General features: G+C 37.6%; 18 protein-coding genes, 1 tRNA gene and 1 pseudogene. 6 read left to right on the forward strand and 14 right to left on the reverse strand.

Annotation, left to right across the window (positions count from 1 at the left end; translation table 11 throughout):
- Positions 1–24 precede the first annotated feature (24 nt).
- From MR062_RS09890 to MR062_RS09925, 8 genes are read right to left on the reverse strand one after another with little or no spacing between them, the layout of a single operon-like run.
- Positions 25–423, reverse strand: coding sequence for a c-type cytochrome (locus MR062_RS09890; RefSeq protein ID WP_242203998.1), 399 nt, complete (start codon positions 421–423; stop codon positions 25–27).
- 10 nt (positions 424–433) lie between these two features.
- Positions 434–1306, reverse strand: coding sequence for a hypothetical protein (locus MR062_RS09895; RefSeq protein ID WP_242203999.1), 873 nt, complete (start codon positions 1304–1306; stop codon positions 434–436).
- Positions 1303–2619, reverse strand: coding sequence for an NrfD/PsrC family molybdoenzyme membrane anchor subunit (gene nrfD, locus MR062_RS09900; RefSeq protein ID WP_242204000.1), 1317 nt, complete (start codon positions 2617–2619; stop codon positions 1303–1305). The genes MR062_RS09895 and nrfD overlap by 4 nt, the downstream gene beginning before the upstream one ends.
- Positions 2620–2621: 2 nt before the next feature.
- Positions 2622–3623: a 4Fe-4S dicluster domain-containing protein gene (locus tag MR062_RS09905; protein WP_242204001.1), complete on the reverse strand. Its 1002-nt coding sequence runs from the start codon at positions 3621–3623 to the stop codon at positions 2622–2624.
- Between the two features lie 24 nt (positions 3624–3647).
- Positions 3648–3917: a hypothetical protein gene (locus tag MR062_RS09910; RefSeq protein ID WP_242204002.1), complete on the reverse strand. Its 270-nt coding sequence runs from the start codon at positions 3915–3917 to the stop codon at positions 3648–3650.
- A gap of 3 nt (positions 3918–3920) precedes the next feature.
- A complete protein-coding gene (locus MR062_RS09915) occupies positions 3921–4814 on the reverse strand; it encodes a DUF5777 family beta-barrel protein (protein WP_242204003.1) in 894 nt (297 codons plus the stop codon).
- Positions 4815–4830: 16 nt separating this feature from the next.
- Positions 4831–5208 (reverse strand): hypothetical protein, encoded by a 378-nt coding sequence (locus tag MR062_RS09920; protein WP_242204004.1) that lies wholly within the window; start codon positions 5206–5208, stop codon positions 4831–4833.
- Between the two features lie 57 nt (positions 5209–5265).
- On the reverse strand, positions 5266–6414 hold the full coding sequence (locus MR062_RS09925; RefSeq protein ID WP_242204005.1) for a hypothetical protein: 1149 nt from the start codon (positions 6412–6414) through the stop codon (positions 5266–5268).
- A gap of 302 nt (positions 6415–6716) precedes the next feature.
- Between MR062_RS09925 and dnaE the strand changes: the two genes are divergently transcribed.
- Positions 6717–11105: a DNA polymerase III subunit alpha gene (dnaE, locus tag MR062_RS09930; protein ID WP_242204006.1), complete on the forward strand. Its 4389-nt coding sequence runs from the start codon at positions 6717–6719 to the stop codon at positions 11103–11105.
- Positions 11106–11107: 2 nt separating this feature from the next.
- Here the strand turns inward: dnaE and MR062_RS09935 are convergent, their stop codons facing one another.
- From MR062_RS09935 to MR062_RS09955, 5 genes are all read right to left on the reverse strand, one after another.
- Positions 11108–11710 carry a MarR family winged helix-turn-helix transcriptional regulator gene (locus MR062_RS09935; protein WP_242204007.1) on the reverse strand — a complete coding sequence of 201 codons (603 nt, stop codon included), beginning with the start codon at positions 11708–11710 and terminating at the stop codon, positions 11108–11110.
- Between the two features lie 54 nt (positions 11711–11764).
- On the reverse strand, positions 11765–12028 hold the full coding sequence (locus MR062_RS09940; protein ID WP_242204008.1) for a DUF2024 family protein: 264 nt from the start codon (positions 12026–12028) through the stop codon (positions 11765–11767).
- Between the two features lie 42 nt (positions 12029–12070).
- Positions 12071–12304 (reverse strand): thioredoxin family protein, encoded by a 234-nt coding sequence (locus tag MR062_RS09945; protein WP_242204009.1) that lies wholly within the window; start codon positions 12302–12304, stop codon positions 12071–12073.
- Positions 12305–12611: 307 nt separating this feature from the next.
- Positions 12612–12935, reverse strand: coding sequence for an ArsR/SmtB family transcription factor (locus tag MR062_RS09950; protein ID WP_242204010.1), 324 nt, complete (start codon positions 12933–12935; stop codon positions 12612–12614).
- On the reverse strand, positions 12925–13482 hold the full coding sequence (locus MR062_RS09955) for an SRPBCC family protein (protein ID WP_242204011.1): 558 nt from the start codon (positions 13480–13482) through the stop codon (positions 12925–12927). Before MR062_RS09955 ends, MR062_RS09950 begins: the two co-directional genes overlap by 11 nt.
- A gap of 252 nt (positions 13483–13734) precedes the next feature.
- Here MR062_RS09955 and trxA point away from each other — a divergent pair, with 252 nt between their 5' ends.
- The 5 genes from trxA to MR062_RS09980 all read left to right on the forward strand — a co-directional run bounded on the left by trxA (position 13735) and on the right by MR062_RS09980 (position 17413).
- Complete coding sequence (trxA, locus tag MR062_RS09960) at positions 13735–14052, forward strand: thioredoxin (RefSeq protein ID WP_167917628.1); 318 nt, start codon at positions 13735–13737, stop codon at positions 14050–14052.
- Positions 14053–14268: 216 nt separating this feature from the next.
- The gene (locus tag MR062_RS09965) at positions 14269–14811 is read left to right on the forward strand and encodes a ClpP family protease (RefSeq protein WP_242204012.1); all 543 of its coding nucleotides are present in this window, start codon (positions 14269–14271) and stop codon (positions 14809–14811) included.
- Between the two features lie 19 nt (positions 14812–14830).
- The gene (locus tag MR062_RS09970; protein WP_242204013.1) at positions 14831–15760 is read left to right on the forward strand and encodes a DUF58 domain-containing protein; all 930 of its coding nucleotides are present in this window, start codon (positions 14831–14833) and stop codon (positions 15758–15760) included.
- A gap of 81 nt (positions 15761–15841) precedes the next feature.
- Positions 15842–15915, forward strand: a tRNA-Asp gene (locus MR062_RS09975).
- Between the two features lie 205 nt (positions 15916–16120).
- On the forward strand, positions 16121–17413 hold the full coding sequence (locus MR062_RS09980) for a site-specific integrase (protein WP_242204014.1): 1293 nt from the start codon (positions 16121–16123) through the stop codon (positions 17411–17413).
- A gap of 218 nt (positions 17414–17631) precedes the next feature.
- Here MR062_RS09980 and MR062_RS09985 read toward each other — a convergent pair.
- Positions 17632–18045, reverse strand: a pseudogene (locus tag MR062_RS09985) (hypothetical protein); the annotation flags it as partial.
- Between the last annotated feature and the right edge of the window lie 128 nt (positions 18046–18173).

Consider the following 18173-nt stretch of genomic DNA (forward strand, 5'->3'; position numbering starts at 1 on the left):
TTTTAAAAATCTAAGAAAAAATAGTTATTCGGCTAAGGTTCTCATGTAATTTACTATGAGCCATCTGTCTTCATCGTCTGGCATTTTTTTTGTGAACTCAGGCATGTCATCTTTTCCAAATGATGTTTTATAAAATAAAGTTCCGTCTGTTTGTTCTTGGTATTCTTCACTGGAAAAGTCTCCCAAATCACCAGTCATTTCAGTTGCTTTAGGTCCATCGCCATACCCTTCTTTGCCATGGCAAGATTTACAATGTTTGTTGTATAACGATTTACCAATGGCTAGATCCTCTTCAGGGTCGGTTGGGTTTTCCATTTTAACATATTTTTCAGGAACCTTCCAATCGTCCTGGAAAACTGATGTGAAAGAATATAAACTAAATAAAAAAATGCCTATAAGTGTTAATGTTTTTAATGTTTTCATAATTCAAAAATTAAGATTTAGATATTTTAAATAAGTTGACAAATAAATATATAATGATGCCCCATATCCCAATAATTATCAGATTAGGAAATAGTAATAAAAACAATGGTGTTTTATTTCTTGGTGACCACATAGTTCTGTCATCAAATGTAGTGTCCTCTATTATTGGAGTGCCAAATGGTGCATGTGCCAGTGCTTTTACGGTTCCGTATTCGTCACTATCGCTCAATACAACTTCAATAATCAAATTCCCATCAATGCCGGGGATGTCATTGTTGACAGCTACAGTAATTGATCCGTTTTCATCGGTCATATTAAATTCTTTGCCAATTTTTAAAGATTTAAATAACCTTTGCACTTGTACATTAAGTAATTGATCACTTAATACGCTATCTTTTTCAGTCTCTTTAAGTGTGGCGCTTATGTAATTGATACTGTCTTTGGTTTTTAATTTTGTTTTAATGGAGGCATCTTTAAAGCTAATGCTTTTGGAGGCTTTTTTATATGCATCACTCCCTTTAAATGTAACCACAAAATGATAAGTGCTGGTCGTGTCTGATTTAATTGTGCTGAAATCCTTCAAAACAAATTTGCATTCTCCGTGCATATCGGTTTTTGTGGTCCCTAATTTTATTTTTTCGTTATCTAATTCATTAAAAATGGTTAAATCAATATTAGGAACATCAATATTTTCCCGATTTACTCTTGAAAATGCTTTTATGTTGAAAAAGGATACACTATCCATAATTTTAGTGTAATCTATTTTTAGTCTTACAGCATTTTTTTCGGCGGTTTGTGCATAAATGGAATGTAGCCCGGAAGCGGTTATAAAGATTGTGGTAAATACCAGAAAAGCAAAAGGATATTTTAGCATATTTCTCATGATTCTGTATTTTTCTTAATGCTTGGTATGTTGTTTTCGTCTGCAGTTCTTTGAATTGGGATCACGGGTAAATAACGAACGAATAATGTAATAATTAATAAAGCCATAGCTAAAGTAGCAATGGTGATTATCCACTCATGAGCACTGGGAAAATAATGATGCCAAGATTCAGGAACGCCTTCTATAGGTAAAAATGGATGCAAAAGCGTAGGGATGACAATTATATAGCGTTTCCACCAGGAACCAATAACCACCATTAATCCCACAAAAAACATAGGTAAAGGCTTTCTTCCTTTATTGAATAATAAAATAACTAGGGGTAACAATAGACCAATAATTTGGGCAAACCAAAATAAGGGAGCCCATTCACCAAAAACCAAGGAATTTAAATGGATGTCTTCTTCAACAGGAGCTGTGAATATGGGGATTAAATACTCATTGATATTAAAATAAAGGTAGGTTAGGCAAGCTAGAGCCAAAAATTTACCCAGTTTATCAAAATGATAGTCTGTAATATAATTGTTTAAACCTCGCACCTTTCTGATAATAAAAACCATAGTGACCAATGCTCCTAAGCCAGCAACAAATGCTCCTGAAATAAAATAAGCTCCCATATTGGTGCTGTCCCATCCTATTCTATAAGTGGTAGAAAATAACCATGCATCGATGGTTTGTAATATAATACTAACAGGGATAATTAATACGGCTATAATTTTAATGGATTTTTCTTGTATCGCTTTTTGGCTTTCACTTCCAGTCCAGTTTAAAGAAAGTTTTCCGTACCATTTACTAAATTTTGGTTTTGTCTTTTTATAGAAAGTTTTAAGTATTGCCAAATCGGGTAATAGCGGAAAATATAATAACAGAAAACTTAGTGCTATAGTTGTTGGAATAATAATAACATCCCAAGTAATAGGAGATTGTAGTCTTGCATGGATAAATAGATTTAGCAATCTGTCTGGACGTCCCATATCTATCATAATGGTTAAGCCGGCCATTACAATAGATGTAAACGTTATGATTTCTGCGATTCTAACTAAAGGGGTTCTCCAGGAGTTGTTTGTTAATCTTAAAATAGCTACGGTAACAGACCCTACAAAACTTGTCGCCACAAAAAAGACAAAGTTTGAAATATAGATGCCCCAGAGGGCATAATCTCGCATGTTTGTAACGACCTGCCCAGTTCTTACTTGATCGATATATGCGATTAACCCAAGTACAATAACAATAATTAAAAAAATAACCCAAATTGTACCCCGGTTGCCAAATTTTCGGGGTGCTAAATTGTCCAGAAGGGTGTTATGATTTTTCATAATTATTCAGGCTTTTCAACAGATTTGGGCTTTTCAACCGATTCAAATTCGCTGTAGTTTTCCAAGCCTTTATCAAAATCGACCAATCTATTTACTGGAGGTAAATAGTAAACGCTGGGAGCGGTGCCCAATTCTTCCAATAACCTATAACCTGCTTTATCCTTAAGTAGTTTGGTAAGACGCAATGTTTCCTCTCCATTGGTTACTGTATCTTCATATTTATCCCCAAAGTAAAATACACCGTTTGGGCAAGCTGTTACACAATGAGGTAATTTGTTTTCATGAATTTGATGAGGGCAAAAGTCACATTTATCCGGAGTACCTTTTCTGCTGGGGACACCTGCGTATTCAATAGATGGATTTTCATGGCCCATATCCATCATATTAAGTGTAATTTCACTCATTTCACCTTGTTCCGGTTCGCTCCAATTAAAAACCCGTATGGAATAGGGGCAAGCCGCCATGCAAAAACGACAGCCTATACAACGTTCATTGTCAATTAACACCAATCCATCCCTTCTTTTAAATGTAGCATCGACAGGGCAAACCGTAACGCAAGCTGGTTGGTCGCAATGCATGCAAGTTCTTGGCATCCAGTACGGTGCTGTATCTTTAGATTCTTGCATTTTGTGAACCTTAAGCCAGGCATTTTCACCTGTAACATAGTGGTGTTTATTACACGCGCTTACACATTTTAAAGCATTCTTACATTTGGCCAAATCAATCACCATAACAAATTTACGATTGGGTATACCTTCGCGTACATTATATTTGGTGTCATGATGATCGGCATGTTTTACCGCGACTACATCCGAGGCGTCTACTTGAATTAATGAACCATCTGTAGTCATTAATTCTACCTTATCCTCGCTATTGGTTTTATTTGAAGCGTTTAATTTTTCTGAAAGGTGTGATAATCCAAGACCTCCAATAGCAGATACAAATCCTAACTTAAGGCCATTGTTGAGAAATTTACGTCTGGAGTTTTTTTTATTATGTTCCATAATAAATGAAGTTTCAGCTCTACTTTACTGGTGTTTTCCTAGCCATTTAAGAAAGGATCTATTAGATAAATCTTTCTTGATAATTTTTGATTTTTTTATCGTACTTATCTTAACCTTTACAACAGTGCCATCGGGTTTTAATAAGGTTTGGTATTCTTCTTCATCCTGGGTTTTAATGGAACTATTATATGGACTGCTTATTCCCAAAAAAGGCAACAATAAACTACCTCCAAAAATTGGTAAAAAGCCTCTTCTAGAAAGTTGATTTTTTCTCCCAGATTTCTTTTTCATCATATCTTAAAAATTATAGTTTCGGGTAATATTAAATCCAATTAAAGTCCCGCCATTAAGAAAATCGTTGGTGTTTTTCATATAATTTTGTTGAGGTAATATACCATTGAAGTTGGTTATAAAAATTTGAAACGTATGGGCCGACGTAGAAAATTCTGCGCCAAAACTAAACCCAGTAATGTTGTATTTGTTATCATTTAATTGGGTTATGGGCATACTAACATCGCATATTAGGGCCGTTTGGGAACTCACTTTATATCGTCCACCACAGGCTACGGAAAATCGGTCGTTTTCATCTCCAGTGTTTACGGCATTAAAATGAGATAAGCTTGGTGCGATTTGTAGCGAAAGCTTTGAATTAAACCTTTTGGCAATAATTAGCTGATGGAAGTAAGAATACCGGTCTTGTTTTTTTAAAAAGGGACCGTTGTCGGCATCAGGAGGTATATAGTCGCCATTAGGGTATTTCACGTCAAAAGACCGACCATCAATGGCTATGTTTCCATAATAACTCATGCTTACGGGCATACTTCCAGATCGTGTTTGATTTAATAAACCAACTTTTAAATTAAAGTCGCTCATTCTATTTTTTTTGGTAATACCATATCCTACGGTTACCCAATCTAAAATGGCATAAGACAAAGCAATTCTAATATTTGAATTTGCGCCATAAATTCCAGCTAATGAATTTTCCTCCTCTATAAGCCCAAACCTGTGTTGCATAATGACCTCTAAAGTGTTTTTATTGAATAGTACGTTAGAGGCATTATCAATTAGCGTAGCACTTTCAAAAGCAGGACGCGCAGGTTTTTCTACAATGGAGTCTTTAGCTTTTTTTTGCGAAAAACACATAACGGGAATAATTAACAAGACAAACAGTAATATTTTATACTTTTTCATTGTAACGTCTTTAGGGTTAGTTATTTTCGGCACCATCATCTATCCACTTTTTAATTAAAGCTATCGATTGAGCATCTACGTTTCTATGGCCGTTATCTGCCAATTGAGTGTATAGTTTGCTTGTACTGCTATTACCGGGATTAACATATCCTGAAGTTAAAGAGGCGTATTCGTTTCCAGGTGATAAATCTGGATTTTGCCCGGAAGGATTATGGCATTGCGTACAATTATATGTTACAAATATTGGTGCAATATCATCGGCAAAAGAAACTACCGTTCCAGGAGGGATAACCACATCATCTTGACCCACAGCTTCAGGAAACTCATCGTAATAGCATGAGAACATCAAAAGTGGCATGCTACTAAGGAGAACTATTTTTAATAGTTTTTTCATTTTTTTCATTTTAAATTTTTAACAATGAAGTATTCAAAACTTTTAATAAACTATTAATTAATTTTGTAGGGCTTCAATTGAATTTTTCAACAATGCCTCGGCATATATTGGATTGTGAATACCATTACTTTGATCTTCTTCCAAAGTCTTGTAATTCCAAATGGCTTGAGCATGGCTTACAGGGACTACAAGTGGGTTTGAGCTACTTGCATTTCCTCCATTACCGCCTTGTACGCTTCCGCTTTCAGAAATATATCCTTTAGTGACTAATAGGTCATGTAACGTTTGATAATTTGTCCATGCTGTAATTTGTTCTGGGATTGCTGTCATGTTGTTATGGCATTCAACACAAGTGTTTAAAGTTGGTTCCCAGGTGTGTGAACCATCAGTGCCATCGGTAGTTTCACCCATATGGCATGATGTACATGATGCGCCAGTTTTATGAGCTGCAGTTCCTCTGCCAGGATAACCAGTGGTACCGGCTATGTTGGCTCCCATGATACCTTCCAGCATTGTTGATTGTGGGCCGTGGTGTGGGCCAAATCGCCTACTTGTGATGGTAACATCGCCTGTTCCAGATGGAATAGGGTAGGAATTTCTTGGTTGGTGACAATTTATACAGGTATTGCTTAATCCTAAAGGATCTGCGTTACTAGTCATATCAAGAGAGACCATTGGGTCTATATATAAATTAATGGGATGAATATTCCTCAAGGCGTAGTCATTGCCATCATTTTCAAAATCAAAAGATCTATGACCTTTTTCGGGAGCATGGCAACCGGTACATGTTATATTATGTGACACTTGATAACCATCAAAATTTGCCGAAGGAATTTCGTTTCCATATTGGTCTAAAACAGGATCGTTGTTGGCATCAACCTCAATATACATTCCCGATAATAAATCTATATAACCTTCATTGTTATGGCATCGGGCGCACCTGCCACTCTCTCCTCTTGCCCAGGAAGTTCCGGTAGCATGGCCGGATAGAACATAAGCATCTTTTATTTCGTTTCTGTGTTCGCTGGCGTGGCAGTCAATACATTGTTGAACACCAACCCCATCGATCCCATCAACGCCATTAACCCCGTCAACCCCATCGATACCATCTTGACCTGGAATTGCGGTGTAATCACTTGTACATTGGAAAAACATTAAACTTGATGTAATTACTATCAAGTTAACGATGAGCTTTAAATTTTTCATGACGATATGTGTTAATGATAAGATTTATGGAAAATAAAAATTTAAGAGGCTTTAAACTATGATATATGTCAGGTTTTGGGTTTCTTTTATTTTAATATGGAATATTAATGCTTTGGGGTATAGTGCTTTATGTGAGAATTGGCTTGGACGTGCCAGAACATGGCGCGCTAAAAAGGTTACAAGTTATAACCTGTTTAAAACTCTTTATAACTTCATTGTTGAAAAGTATAAAATCTGTGTATTTTTATACACTTCGTTTTTGCTCTTAACGAATAAATAAACCAACAGATAGACAATTACTTATGTATTTAATTTTCGATACAGAAACTACCGGATTACCAAAACGATGGGACGCTCCAATTACCGATGTCGATAACTGGCCCAGATGTATACAAATAGCATGGCAATTACATGATGCTATGGGGAATTGTATCGATCATCAGGATTATTTGGTACAACCGGAAGGATTTAATATTCCTTACGATGCCGAAAAGATACATGGTATATCTACCGAATTGGCCCAAGAGCAAGGGGTGCCTTTAGCCGAAGTTTTAGAGAAGTTCAATGCCGTATTAGGAAAGGCCAAATTTATTGTGGGGCAAAACGTAAAGTTCGACCTTAATATTATGGGGGCAGAATTTGTGCGTGGTGATGTGGCCAACCCATTGCAGGAGCTCCCGGTATTGGATACCTGTACAGAACATACGGCCGAATTATGTAAAATTCCCGGAGGTCGTGGTGGTAAGTTCAAACTGCCTACCCTTACCGAATTGCACGAGTACTTATTTAGCGAGCCTTTTGCAGAAGCCCACAACGCCACGGCCGATGTTGAAGCAACCACACGTTGCTTTTTGGAGTTGGTACGTTTGGGGGAATACACTAAAGAAGCCTTGGATGTTGAACCGGATTATTTTGAAAAGTTTTCGGAAGCAAACCCCAATACCATTCAGCTTATTGGTTTAAAGCACATCAATTTAAAACAAGAGAGTGCTAAAATACGAGAGCGATTAAAGGAGGAGGAAGATACTGGAATTTCAAAGGAAGAAATCAAGCAGAATGTATCCGATTTAGCCGATGTCAATTTTGCGCATTTGCATAACCATTCGCAGTTTTCGGTGTTACAATCAACTATGAGCGTCTCCGATTTGGTGGAAGCGGCAGCAGAACATAATATGCCAGCTGTAGCTTTAACCGATCATGCTAATATGATGGGGGCTTTTCACTTCGTGAATGCTGTAAACAAGCAAAACAGTAGTATTAAATCTAGTATAGAAGAAGCCGAAGCCAAAGGGGAAACTTCTGAAAAAAAGCTTATAAAACCTATTGTAGGCTGTGAATTTTTTGTTTGTGAGAACCATCAAGATAAAACCAGAAAGGACAATGGCTATCAAATAGTGCTGTTGGCTAAAAATAAAAATGGGTACCATAATTTGGCAAAACTGTCATCACATGCTTTTGTGGATGGGTTTTACTATGTGCCTCGAATCGATAAAAAATTAATTCAACAGTATAAAGAAGACTTAATCGCACTTACAGGAAACCTATATGGTGAAGTTCCCAGTAAGGTGTTGAACGTAGGTGAAAACCAGGCCGAGGAAGCCCTGTTGTGGTGGAAAAATGAGTTTGGAGATGATTTGTATGTCGAATTGATGCGCCATAACCAAGAAGATGAAAATAGGGTTAACCCTACCTTAATTAGTTTGGCTAAAAAACATGATGTTAAGTTAGTTGCCACAAACAACACCTATTATCAAAGCCAAGACGATGCCAATGCGCACGATATTTTGCTTTGTGTTAAGGATGGCGAGAAACAAGCAACGCCTATAGGTCGAGGTCGGGGGTATCGTTACGGATTACCCAACCAAGAGTATTATTTCAAGTCTCAGGAAGAAATGAAACAATCGTTTCGGGATGTTCCTGAAGCCATTTTTAATGTTCAGGATATAGTCGATAAGGTAGAAGCCTATCAATTGGCACGTGATGTCTTGTTACCGGCATTTGATATTCCTGATGAATTTAAACATGAAGAAGATTTAGTTGATGGTGGCAAACGCGGGGAAAATGCCTATTTGCGTCACCTGACTTACGAAGGGGCCAAGAAGCGTTACGGCGAGGATTTGTCGGATGAGGTAAAAGAACGTCTCGACTTTGAATTGAGCGTTATTGAAAATACGGGGTATCCGGGTTATTTTTTGATTGTAGAGGACTTTATACGTGAAGCCCGAAATATGGACGTGTCGGTAGGGCCCGGGCGTGGATCTGCGGCGGGCTCGGTAGTGGCCTATTGTCTTTGGATTACCAATATAGATCCTTTAAAGTACGATCTGCTTTTTGAGCGTTTCTTAAATCCAGATCGTGTTAGTATGCCCGATATCGATATCGATTTTGATGACGAAGGCAGAAGCCGCGTTATGGATTATGTAATCGAAAAATACGGGGCCAATCAGGTAGCGCAGATTATAACCTATGGTACCATGGCCGCCAAATCGTCCATTCGAGATACGGCACGTGTACTGGATTTGCCATTATTTGATGCCGATAGGATTGCTAAGCTTATACCCAACATGTCTAAACTGAATAAGATATTTGGTTTAGATGAAAAAGCACTGTCACAAAAATTCCGAGCTGAAGAATTGGAAAAAGTGAATGAGCTTTTAAATATTGCTGAAGGCGCAGGGTTGGAGTCTGAAACTGTGAACCTTGCAAGAGTTTTAGAGGGTTCGGTGCGTAATACGGGCATCCATGCCTGCGGGGTTATAATCACGCCAGACGATATTACCAAATTCGTGCCAGTGTCTACCGCAAAGGATTCCGATTTATACGTGACCCAGTTCGATAACTCTGTGGTAGAATCGGCGGGGTTGTTAAAAATGGATTTCCTTGGCTTAAAAACCTTGACCTTAATTAAGGACACGGTTAAAATTGTAAAAGCCAAGCATGACATCCTGCTAGATCCCGAAAATTTCCCGTTGGATGATGAAGAAACCTATGCCTTGTTCCAGCGTGGTGAAACGGTTGGGGTGTTCCAATACGAATCCCCTGGAATGCAAAAACACCTTCGCGATTTAAAGCCTACGGTCTTTGAGGATTTAATTGCGATGAATGCGCTCTACCGTCCGGGGCCAATGGAATACATTCCTAGTTTCGTACGTAGAAAGCATGGCGATGAAGAGATAGAATACGATTTGCCGGCTATGGAAGAATACCTTAAGGAGACTTATGGTATTACGGTTTACCAGGAGCAGGTGATGTTGCTGTCCCAAAAGCTGGCCGATTTCACCAAAGGTGAAGCCGATGTCCTGCGAAAGGCTATGGGTAAAAAGCAAATTGCCGTACTAGATAAAATGAAGCCCAAATTTATTGAGCAGGCCAGTGCCAATGGCCATGATGCCAAAGTACTGGAAAAGGTATGGAAGGATTGGGAAGCTTTTGCGAGTTATGCCTTTAACAAATCACATTCTACCTGTTATGCATGGATAGCTTACCAAACGGCCTATTTAAAAGCCCATTATCCGGCAGAGTATATGGCGGCGGTACTCTCCAATAACATGAACGACATCAAGCAGGTGACCTTTTTTATGGAGGAATGTAAACGTATGAAGTTAAACGTTCTTGGGCCAGATGTTAATGAATCGTATTATAAATTTTCGGTAAACCAGGACAATGCGGTACGTTTTGGAATGGGAGCCATAAAAGGTGTGGGGCATGGTGCTGTAAAGACTATTGTTGAGAATAGAAAAGAAGATGGCCATTATAAGTCTATTTTCGATTTGGCCAAGCGTATCGATTTGCGTGCAGCCAATAAAAAGGCTTTCGAAAATTTGGCTTTGGCAGGCGGGTTCGATTGCTTTAGCGATACCCATCGTGCACAATATTTCCATGATGATGGTGACGGTATTACCTTCTTGGAAAAAGCTATTAAATATGGCGCCAAGCACCAGGAGAATGAAAATTCGGCACAGGTGAGTTTGTTTGGAGAGGCTTCAGGTGTTGAAATAGCTGAGCCCGAAGTGCCACCTTGCGAAGAGTGGGGCACTATGGAAAAGCTTGGTAAAGAGCGTGAGGTTGTAGGGATTTATATTTCTGGGCATCCCTTGGATGATTTCAAGACCGAAATGAACACCTTTTGTAATGCTACGGTGGCTATGTTTAATAATTTAGAGCCTTATGTTAACCGCGAATTGGTATTTGGTGGCGTGGTTACCGATGTGCAGCACCGGGTAAGCAAGCAAGGTAAAGGATGGGCATTGTTTACCATTGAAGATTATACCGATAGTTATGAGTTTAGGATTTTTGGTGAAGAATACTTGAAGTTTAGACATTTCTTAATGAATAATAACTTTGTGTTTGTTAAGACTTTTGTACGTGAAGGTTGGGTGAACAAAGACACTGGTAAGAAAAGCGATCCCAGGTTGCAGTTTAATAATTTCCAGTTGTTGCACGATGTTATGGAACAGTATGCCAAAAAGCTTTCCATACAAGTTGATATTAACGATTTAAAGGAAGAAAATATAATAGCCTTAAATGAACTGCTAAAAATGCATCCTGGCAATCAAGCCTTAAACTTCTTGGTTTACGATACCAAGGAAAAAATAAAATTGACCATGCCCAGTAGAAAGCAGAAGGTTAAGGTTTGTCAGGAATTGTTAAACGCTTTGACGGAGCAACACGTGCATTTTAAGTTGAATTAAGCTTAGGTGTTTTCGAACTCGGGACAATCGATACGTATTTCGGAATTTAAAAGTTTTTTTTCCAATAAATTACAGAAATGTGTATTGTCATTTTTTTGATAAAATTTGCAGGCATAACAAGTACGTTGCACCGTTAAAACACCAATTTTATTAAGTTTAAAAATAAGTTGACTAAGTGCTTTAAAAGTTTGCTCTAAGTTGTCTTGTTCTATGGTGTCGATCTGTTCTTTTATAGGGTAGGCAAAGTTTTCGGTTTCAGAAATTATATTTTTCCCCGTATCTGTTAACTGAATGGCATAACTACGGCTGTCTGATGAGGAATACTCTTTTTTAATCAATTTCTTGTTATGCAATACCTTAACGGCATCGCTTATGGTGGGTTTGGTGAGGTTAAATTCCTTAGCTAATTGGCTTACGTTACATAATTTAATGTTATGGTAGTTTATAAAAATGAGTATTTGTATTTGTATGGGGCTTAACCCCAATTGTTTTGCCTTTTCCCAAAGCAAGACCTTAAAAGCTTCAGAAATACGTTCCAGCCCTGAAACAATCTTGCTGGATAGGTTTGCTTGTTGGTGCTCTGGATTAAACATGCTATCGCCCATAAAAAAGCCTATTGATTAATTAACCAATAGGCAAAGTTAGTGATCCTAATTAAACTAATGGCAATTCTCCAATTCAATAATTGAAAACCTTTTATGTTTTAGATCCTGCAATACAGTATCTGTAGCGCGTTCTATATGGCAAAAATTACATGCTTTTATTGAAATGTTCTCTGTTTTAAACCGTTTATTTTCTAGATAGGTTTTACCAAAATTTAAAATGATTAGCTCGTCATTTAATGTGCTTGGTACTAGAATATCAAAATGCATTAATTTACCATCGGTTCTTTTAACATATGTATCCCATACTGAAACTGTCATAATTATAGGTTTTAGATTAAAAAGGACTTTGGAATGCTTGTATTACCCTTTAACAGCTTCTATTGAAGCACCAAAGTTAATGTGTAAGACATTGCCGTTAGGGGTGACCAAAGCAGGAACCGATTTTACGCCCACTTGTTCCGCTTCTGGAATTCTAGAGGCATCTTCGCCAAAGTGTACAATTTCTACGTGTTCGGTGCCTATTAGCTCTACAATGTCTTGTTCTGCACTAACACAAACAGGACAACCGGCATGATAAAAAATGGATTTACTCATAATACTATATTTAAATGTTAATTAATGAGGCAAATATAGTAAGGAATCCTAACAAAAAAAATAATTTTGATATTTTATTTAAAAATTCTAGTTTGTAATGTTTGGATGGTTTTCAATAAAGGTCCTAAATGCGCAAGGGATGGAACGATGTGTTTGAGCTCCTTGAAAAGAGCGAGTAGTGACAGCCCGTCCCTTGGGTGCGCCCAAAAAAAATAGAATTGACCATGCCCAGTAGAAAGTAGAAGGTTATGGTTTGTAAGGAATTGTTAAACGCTTTGAAAGCGCAACACGTGCATTTTAAGTTGAATTAGGCCTTATTATCTAAATAAGTGTTCAAACTGCTTAGTTTGTCGTCCCAGAATTGCTCGTAGAATTTCAGCCATTTGTTTACTTCTTGAAGTGCTTTGGGGTTGGCGGTACAATAGCGCTCCCTGCCGTTAATGTTTATATGGATGAGTCCGGCGTCTTCTAGGGTTTTAATGTGTTTGGTGACCCCCTGTCGGGTCATATCAAACTGATTTGAAATTTGGGAAATGGAAAGTGCCGATGCAGCGATAACCAAGGCGTGAAAAATATCACGCCTTGTGGGATCTGCTATGGCTTTAAATAGCTTGGTGATTTTATCCTGCATGGATTTCGGTTTTTAGGTATGCCAATAGTTCCTTAATACAATTGTTCCAGCCGCCGTTAAAACTCTCGAACATTTTAATGGCAGTTTCTCCTTGATAGTTAGATATGCCCGAGTGTTCCAATAGTAGTTTTGTGCCATTTGGGGTAGTCTCCAGTTTCCATTTTACGGTAGTCTCCACCTTGGTATCTGCGACAATCCACGTGTAAACCAGTGTATAGGGATTGGCTTCCTTAACTTCTCCGCTAATGGTTGTGCATCCTTTTTCGTTAGGTTCTGAGGTAAATGTGTACTTATAGCCTTTCTCGGCCTTAAAGTCGGCTTTAATGAACCAAGTGGAAATCTCTTCTGCCTTAGAAATGGCATTCCATACTTTGTCTATGGGATGGTTGAAAAGGGCTTCTTTTGTAATGACATCGTTCATAATTGTTTCGTTTTTTTGATTAATATGCAACTTTACAGTTGCTAATTTAGGGTAAATATTTTTAATACGCAACTTTTTGGTTGCTTTTACTTGAGTGACTTCTTGCGCAAAGGATAGGAACGGCATCCTTTATGCGCAGTAAATAAGGTTTAGGATTGTTACGTTTTAATATATATGATGTAATAGAGGAGTATGAACCAAGCTCGGGACTGTTTCGCATAAAGATATAGTGGATAGCCTGGTTTATGCGCCAAAAAAACATGAATAAAGCAATGCAATCTAGCTATAAGCAAAACAAATTGTTACTTTGTAAGCTTTAGAGTTTTTTTTGACTAATTTTGTGAAATTAAAATAAAGTAAGAATAAAATAAAAATATTATGGCATTAGAAATTACAGATGCAACGTTTGAAGAAACGGTTTTGAAAAGTGATAAACCTGTTTTAGTGGATTTTTGGGCTGCTTGGTGTGGGCCTTGTAGAATGGTTGGACCAATTATTGAGCAAATTAGCGATGAATATGATGGTAAAGCTGTTGTAGGTAAAGTAGATGTTGATGCCAACCAAGAGTTTGCTGCTAAGTACGGTGTTCGTAACATTCCTACGGTACTAGTGTTTCAAAACGGGGAAGTTGTTGGAAGACAAGTGGGCGTAGCTCCTAAAAATGCTTATACAGATGCGATAGATTCGCTTCTATAATTTATATAGAAAAAGAAAATGGAAAAGGTTTGCCGTTTTGGCAAACCTTTTTTTATTTTAGATGAATTGAAACATCCCAAGCTAAAAATTTTGGCATATAGCTGAATGCTTTATGGATGTTACAAGCCTGTGCTGGCCGCAGTTGAAGTATAACCATTTAAGCCAGCCTGAAAGAAGGGCTGGCAACACATATAAATACACGAAAATTTAAAACATATGAGTAAAAAGTCGAAAGTACAAGATGTAATAGATAGCAAGTTTATTGAAGAGCGTAAAGTGTTTTTATGGGGACAGGTAGATGATGACTCGGCAAAACATGTTATAGATAGATTGTTATACCTCGATGCTATTGAAACTAAGGATATTCATTTATATATTAACAGTCCGGGGGGGTATGTTACCTCGGGATTTGCTATTTACGATTGTATACGATCGCTAAAGAGTGATGTGTCTACTATTTGTACAGGCTTAGCCGCCTCTATGGGGTCTATATTATTATCGGTAGGGACTAAAGGAAAACGTTTTATACAGCCCCATGCCCGTGTTATGATACACCAACCTAGTGGAGGCGCACGCGGACAAGCCAGCGATATTGAAATTACGGCCCAGGAGATCTTAAAAACAAAAGAGATAAGCGCCAAAATTTTGGCCGAAAATTGCGGGCAGGATTTTGATAAGGTCCTAAAGGATTTTAACCGGGACCATTGGATGGGTGCAGAAGAATCGGTGGCGTATGGTATTGTTGATTCGGTTGTTTAAAAGTTTATAAATTTAATTGGTGGAACTTCAACACGAACTTAATAAAGCCGAAGGGTTTAAAAACTTGGAGCTGCTTGCCAAGCAAGTGGTAGAGGGGTTTATTGCCGGGATGCATAAAAGTCCGTTTCACGGGTTTTCTGCCGAGTTTGCCGAGCATAAAATATACAACAGGGGAGAGAGTACGCGCCATATCGATTGGAAGCTGTTTGCTAAAACCGATAAGTTGTACACCAAACGTTATGACGATGAAACGAATTTGCGATGCCATATTATTTTGGATAATAGCAGTTCGATGCACTACCCAAAAACCGATTCGCTTGCTATTGATAATTTAAATAAGATAGGTTTTTCGGTATTGGCCGCCGCAGCGTTGATGCAAATTTTAAAGAAACAACGCGATGCTGTGGGCTTGAGTATTTATAGTGATGCGTATGATTATTATGCGCCAGAGAAAGGCAGCGAGCGCCACCATCAAATGTTGTTAAACCATTTAAGTGAAGCGGTTATTTCTAAAGCGCTTAACAAGCAAACCGAAACCTATAGGTATCTACATGAAATAGCCGAAAAGATACATCGGCGTTCCATGATATTTTTGTTTACCGATATGTTTCAAACGTCTGAAGATGATACGCGGTTATTTGAAGCCTTAAGGCATTTAAAATACAATAAGCATGAAGTGATACTGTTCCATGTATTTGATAAAGCTAAGGAGCTGCAATTTGATTTTGATAACAATCCCAAGCGTTATATAGATGTGGAAACAGGTGAGCATATTAATTTATATGCCGATACCATTAAGGAAAGTTATAGTCAATCGGTAAGTGCCTATTTTGAAGCGTTACGCTTAAAATGTGCACAGTACAAGATAAAATATGTGGAAGCAGATATAAATAAAGATTTTAATAACATCTTGACAACGTACTTGATAGAGCGCCAAAAGTTCGCGTAACAAAATTATTGGATAAAAAACTTTAAAAAAGATTTGACATATTGAAAAAGGCGTGTATATTTGCATCCGCAATAACGCAACGGTCTGGTAGTTCAGTTGGTTAGAATATCTGCCTGTCACGCAGGGGGTCGCGGGTTCGAGTCCCGTCCAGACCGCTTAGTAAAAGCACAAATAGAAGCAAAACCTCACTAAATATATGATTTAGTGGGGTTTTGTCGTTTTTGAGCAAATAGTTAAAAGAATATTTTTTAACTTTAAAAGTTCACAAATCGTCAACAGTCATTTTTTAATCGTCAACAGTTTTCGATTTAACCCAATAATTGATATCCCACATAGTTGATTTGACTTTCGTTTAAAAGAATGTTTAACAATCTAACAACGACAGCTATGCGTGCCTCAACAACATTTTCAGTACTTTTTTGGATATATGCTAAACGAGCCAAAAGTAATCAGACCAATATTTATGTTCGAATTACAGTAAATGGCAAAAAAAGTAACATTAGTTTAAAGCAAATCGTAGATGTAAATGCTTGGGATGCCAAAAACCAAAAAATGAAAGGTTCAGGTGCAGCTTCCAGAAAGTTGAACTTAGAGTTAGCAAAGATTAAGTCAGACCTCCATCGATGCTATCAAGACTTAAAGCAGGAATTAAGACTTCCTTCGGCCGAACTTGTTAAGGCAAGGTATTTAGGAGAGGATAAGAGAATATATACCCTTAGAGATATTTTTGAGTACCATAACCAAACAATGGCCCATAAATTATCTAAAGGTACAATGGGTAAATTTGAAACTACCCAAAAATATGTTTTCGTTTACGTTTCTGAAAAGTATAAAACCTCTGATATGTATCTTCAAAACTTGGACTACAAATTTATTATAGGATTTGAAAGCTTTCTTGGTTCATATCGGTCTAGGCCGAGTCAAGGTGAGATTAGCAATAATGTAGCCATGAAGCATATTCAGAGATTAAAAAAAATGGTTACGCTTGCATATCATTTAGAATGGATTGAGCGAGATCCATTTGTTAAGTTTAAACTTAAGTTTGAAAAAAAAGAACGAGAGTTTCTTTCTAAAGAAGAACTCCAACGAGTTTTGGGTTTTAATTCTACTATTGGGCGATTAACAGTGGTTAAAGATTTATTTATATTCAGTTGTTATACAGGATTGTCGTATATAGACATTATAGAACTTTCAAGTGATAATATTGTAATAGGAATTGATGGAAATCAATGGATCATGGCAGTAAGAACTAAAACAAAGATTCCTATAAAAATTCCTTTACTGCCTAAAGCAAATGACCTTATAAAGAAATATAAAAGTCATGCAAGAACCCGAAATTCGGGAAAATTGATGCCTAAGATATCAAATCAAAAGTTGAATAGCTATTTAAAGGAGATTGCTGATTCTTGTGGTATAAAAAAGCATCTCACATTTCATATGGCCCGGCATACATTTGCCACTACTGTAACCCTTAGTAATGGCGTTCCAATAGAGACCGTATCAAAGCTTTTAGGACACACCAAGTTATCGACTACTCAGATTTATGCACGGGTTATTGAGACGAAAATTAGTGAGGATATTCAAAACCTATTAAACAGGTTTGAGAGTAAAGAACAACTTGAGGGCAAACAAACCAAAACCAATATTTTTTAGGCCTAAAAAAGTCCCTTTCAATATGCTCCTCACAGATTAACGGGAGCATATTGAAAGGGGCTGTTATATTTGATATAATAAAGTAATCGATTAGGGATAGGAATAATTAGGCAAGAGAAAATAAGAGAGCCCACGCGTTGTATATGCTGTTCGCATTTAGTGAGTGCGGTTATCCACCTCACCTTATGGGTGTACAAGCACCCTCATGACCAAATCGGTCAGTCTATAATAAGTTCAATACCGGCTTTTTCGGCCTTGTATTTTATTTTGGACATTAAATCATAATAGCTCCAGTTTCTCAGTACAAACATCTCTTCCTTTGCTATGCCTGCCTTGTCCTCATGGTTTAATAAAATAAGTGTTCCAGCTTGATGTTTGATGCAAAAATCGATCAATCTCCTACTGTACACATGAAGGCGATGTGACACATAATTGCTTTCTGCTTTGCGAAGCCTTTCTACGGCCTTTAGTTTACGCTTTTGCCCTTTTCCTGACTTGGAATAGGTTGCCCCAACCTGTGCCCTTTTAAGGGCTGTCTGAATGGCCAACCTTCTATATAGGAACTCTTCCCTTGTGCCAATGGTAAGCCTTGCTTTATCGGTTTTTACCACTATGGGATATTCAAGTGACAGGTGGAAAATTCGGTTAAAGTGAACCACCCGTGCCGGATGAAAGTGAGCAGTGTAAATAAAGTGCCAAAAATCGTTTCATTTGAGTGTTAAAATTAGTGATTCTTTTTTAATTTTTTTCTCATGGATTC

It is taken from the genome of Aestuariivivens insulae, assembly GCF_022662195.1.
GTDB classification, from domain to species: Bacteria; Bacteroidota; Bacteroidia; order Flavobacteriales; family Flavobacteriaceae; genus Aestuariivivens; species Aestuariivivens insulae.

Excerpts from the sequence above, each read along its gene's own strand:
- MR062_RS09965 (WP_242204012.1), top strand. The coding sequence starts at position 14,269 with ATGAGTAAAAAGTCGAAAGTACAAGATGTAATAGATAGCAAGTTTATT.
- MR062_RS09895 (WP_242203999.1), bottom strand. The coding sequence starts at position 1,306 with ATGAGAAATATGCTAAAATATCCTTTTGCTTTTCTGGTATTTACCACA.
- MR062_RS09910 (WP_242204002.1), bottom strand. The coding sequence starts at position 3,917 with ATGATGAAAAAGAAATCTGGGAGAAAAAATCAACTTTCTAGAAGAGGC.
- MR062_RS09950 (WP_242204010.1), bottom strand. The coding sequence starts at position 12,935 with ATGCAGGATAAAATCACCAAGCTATTTAAAGCCATAGCAGATCCCACA.
- MR062_RS09905 (WP_242204001.1), bottom strand. The coding sequence starts at position 3,623 with ATGGAACATAATAAAAAAAACTCCAGACGTAAATTTCTCAACAATGGC.
- MR062_RS09920 (WP_242204004.1), bottom strand. The coding sequence starts at position 5,208 with ATGAAAAAACTATTAAAAATAGTTCTCCTTAGTAGCATGCCACTTTTG.
- MR062_RS09955 (WP_242204011.1), bottom strand. The coding sequence starts at position 13,482 with ATGCCGTTCCTATCCTTTGCGCAAGAAGTCACTCAAGTAAAAGCAACC.
- trxA (WP_167917628.1), top strand. The coding sequence starts at position 13,735 with ATGGCATTAGAAATTACAGATGCAACGTTTGAAGAAACGGTTTTGAAA.
- MR062_RS09915 (WP_242204003.1), bottom strand. The coding sequence starts at position 4,814 with ATGAAAAAGTATAAAATATTACTGTTTGTCTTGTTAATTATTCCCGTT.
- MR062_RS09980 (WP_242204014.1), top strand. The coding sequence starts at position 16,121 with ATGTTTAACAATCTAACAACGACAGCTATGCGTGCCTCAACAACATTT.
- MR062_RS09925 (WP_242204005.1), bottom strand. The coding sequence starts at position 6,414 with ATGAAAAATTTAAAGCTCATCGTTAACTTGATAGTAATTACATCAAGT.
- dnaE (WP_242204006.1), top strand. The coding sequence starts at position 6,717 with ATGTATTTAATTTTCGATACAGAAACTACCGGATTACCAAAACGATGG.
- MR062_RS09945 (WP_242204009.1), bottom strand. The coding sequence starts at position 12,304 with ATGAGTAAATCCATTTTTTATCATGCCGGTTGTCCTGTTTGTGTTAGT.
- MR062_RS09940 (WP_242204008.1), bottom strand. The coding sequence starts at position 12,028 with ATGACAGTTTCAGTATGGGATACATATGTTAAAAGAACCGATGGTAAA.
- MR062_RS09890 (WP_242203998.1), bottom strand. The coding sequence starts at position 423 with ATGAAAACATTAAAAACATTAACACTTATAGGCATTTTTTTATTTAGT.
- MR062_RS09935 (WP_242204007.1), bottom strand. The coding sequence starts at position 11,710 with ATGGGCGATAGCATGTTTAATCCAGAGCACCAACAAGCAAACCTATCC.
- nrfD (WP_242204000.1), bottom strand. The coding sequence starts at position 2,619 with ATGAAAAATCATAACACCCTTCTGGACAATTTAGCACCCCGAAAATTT.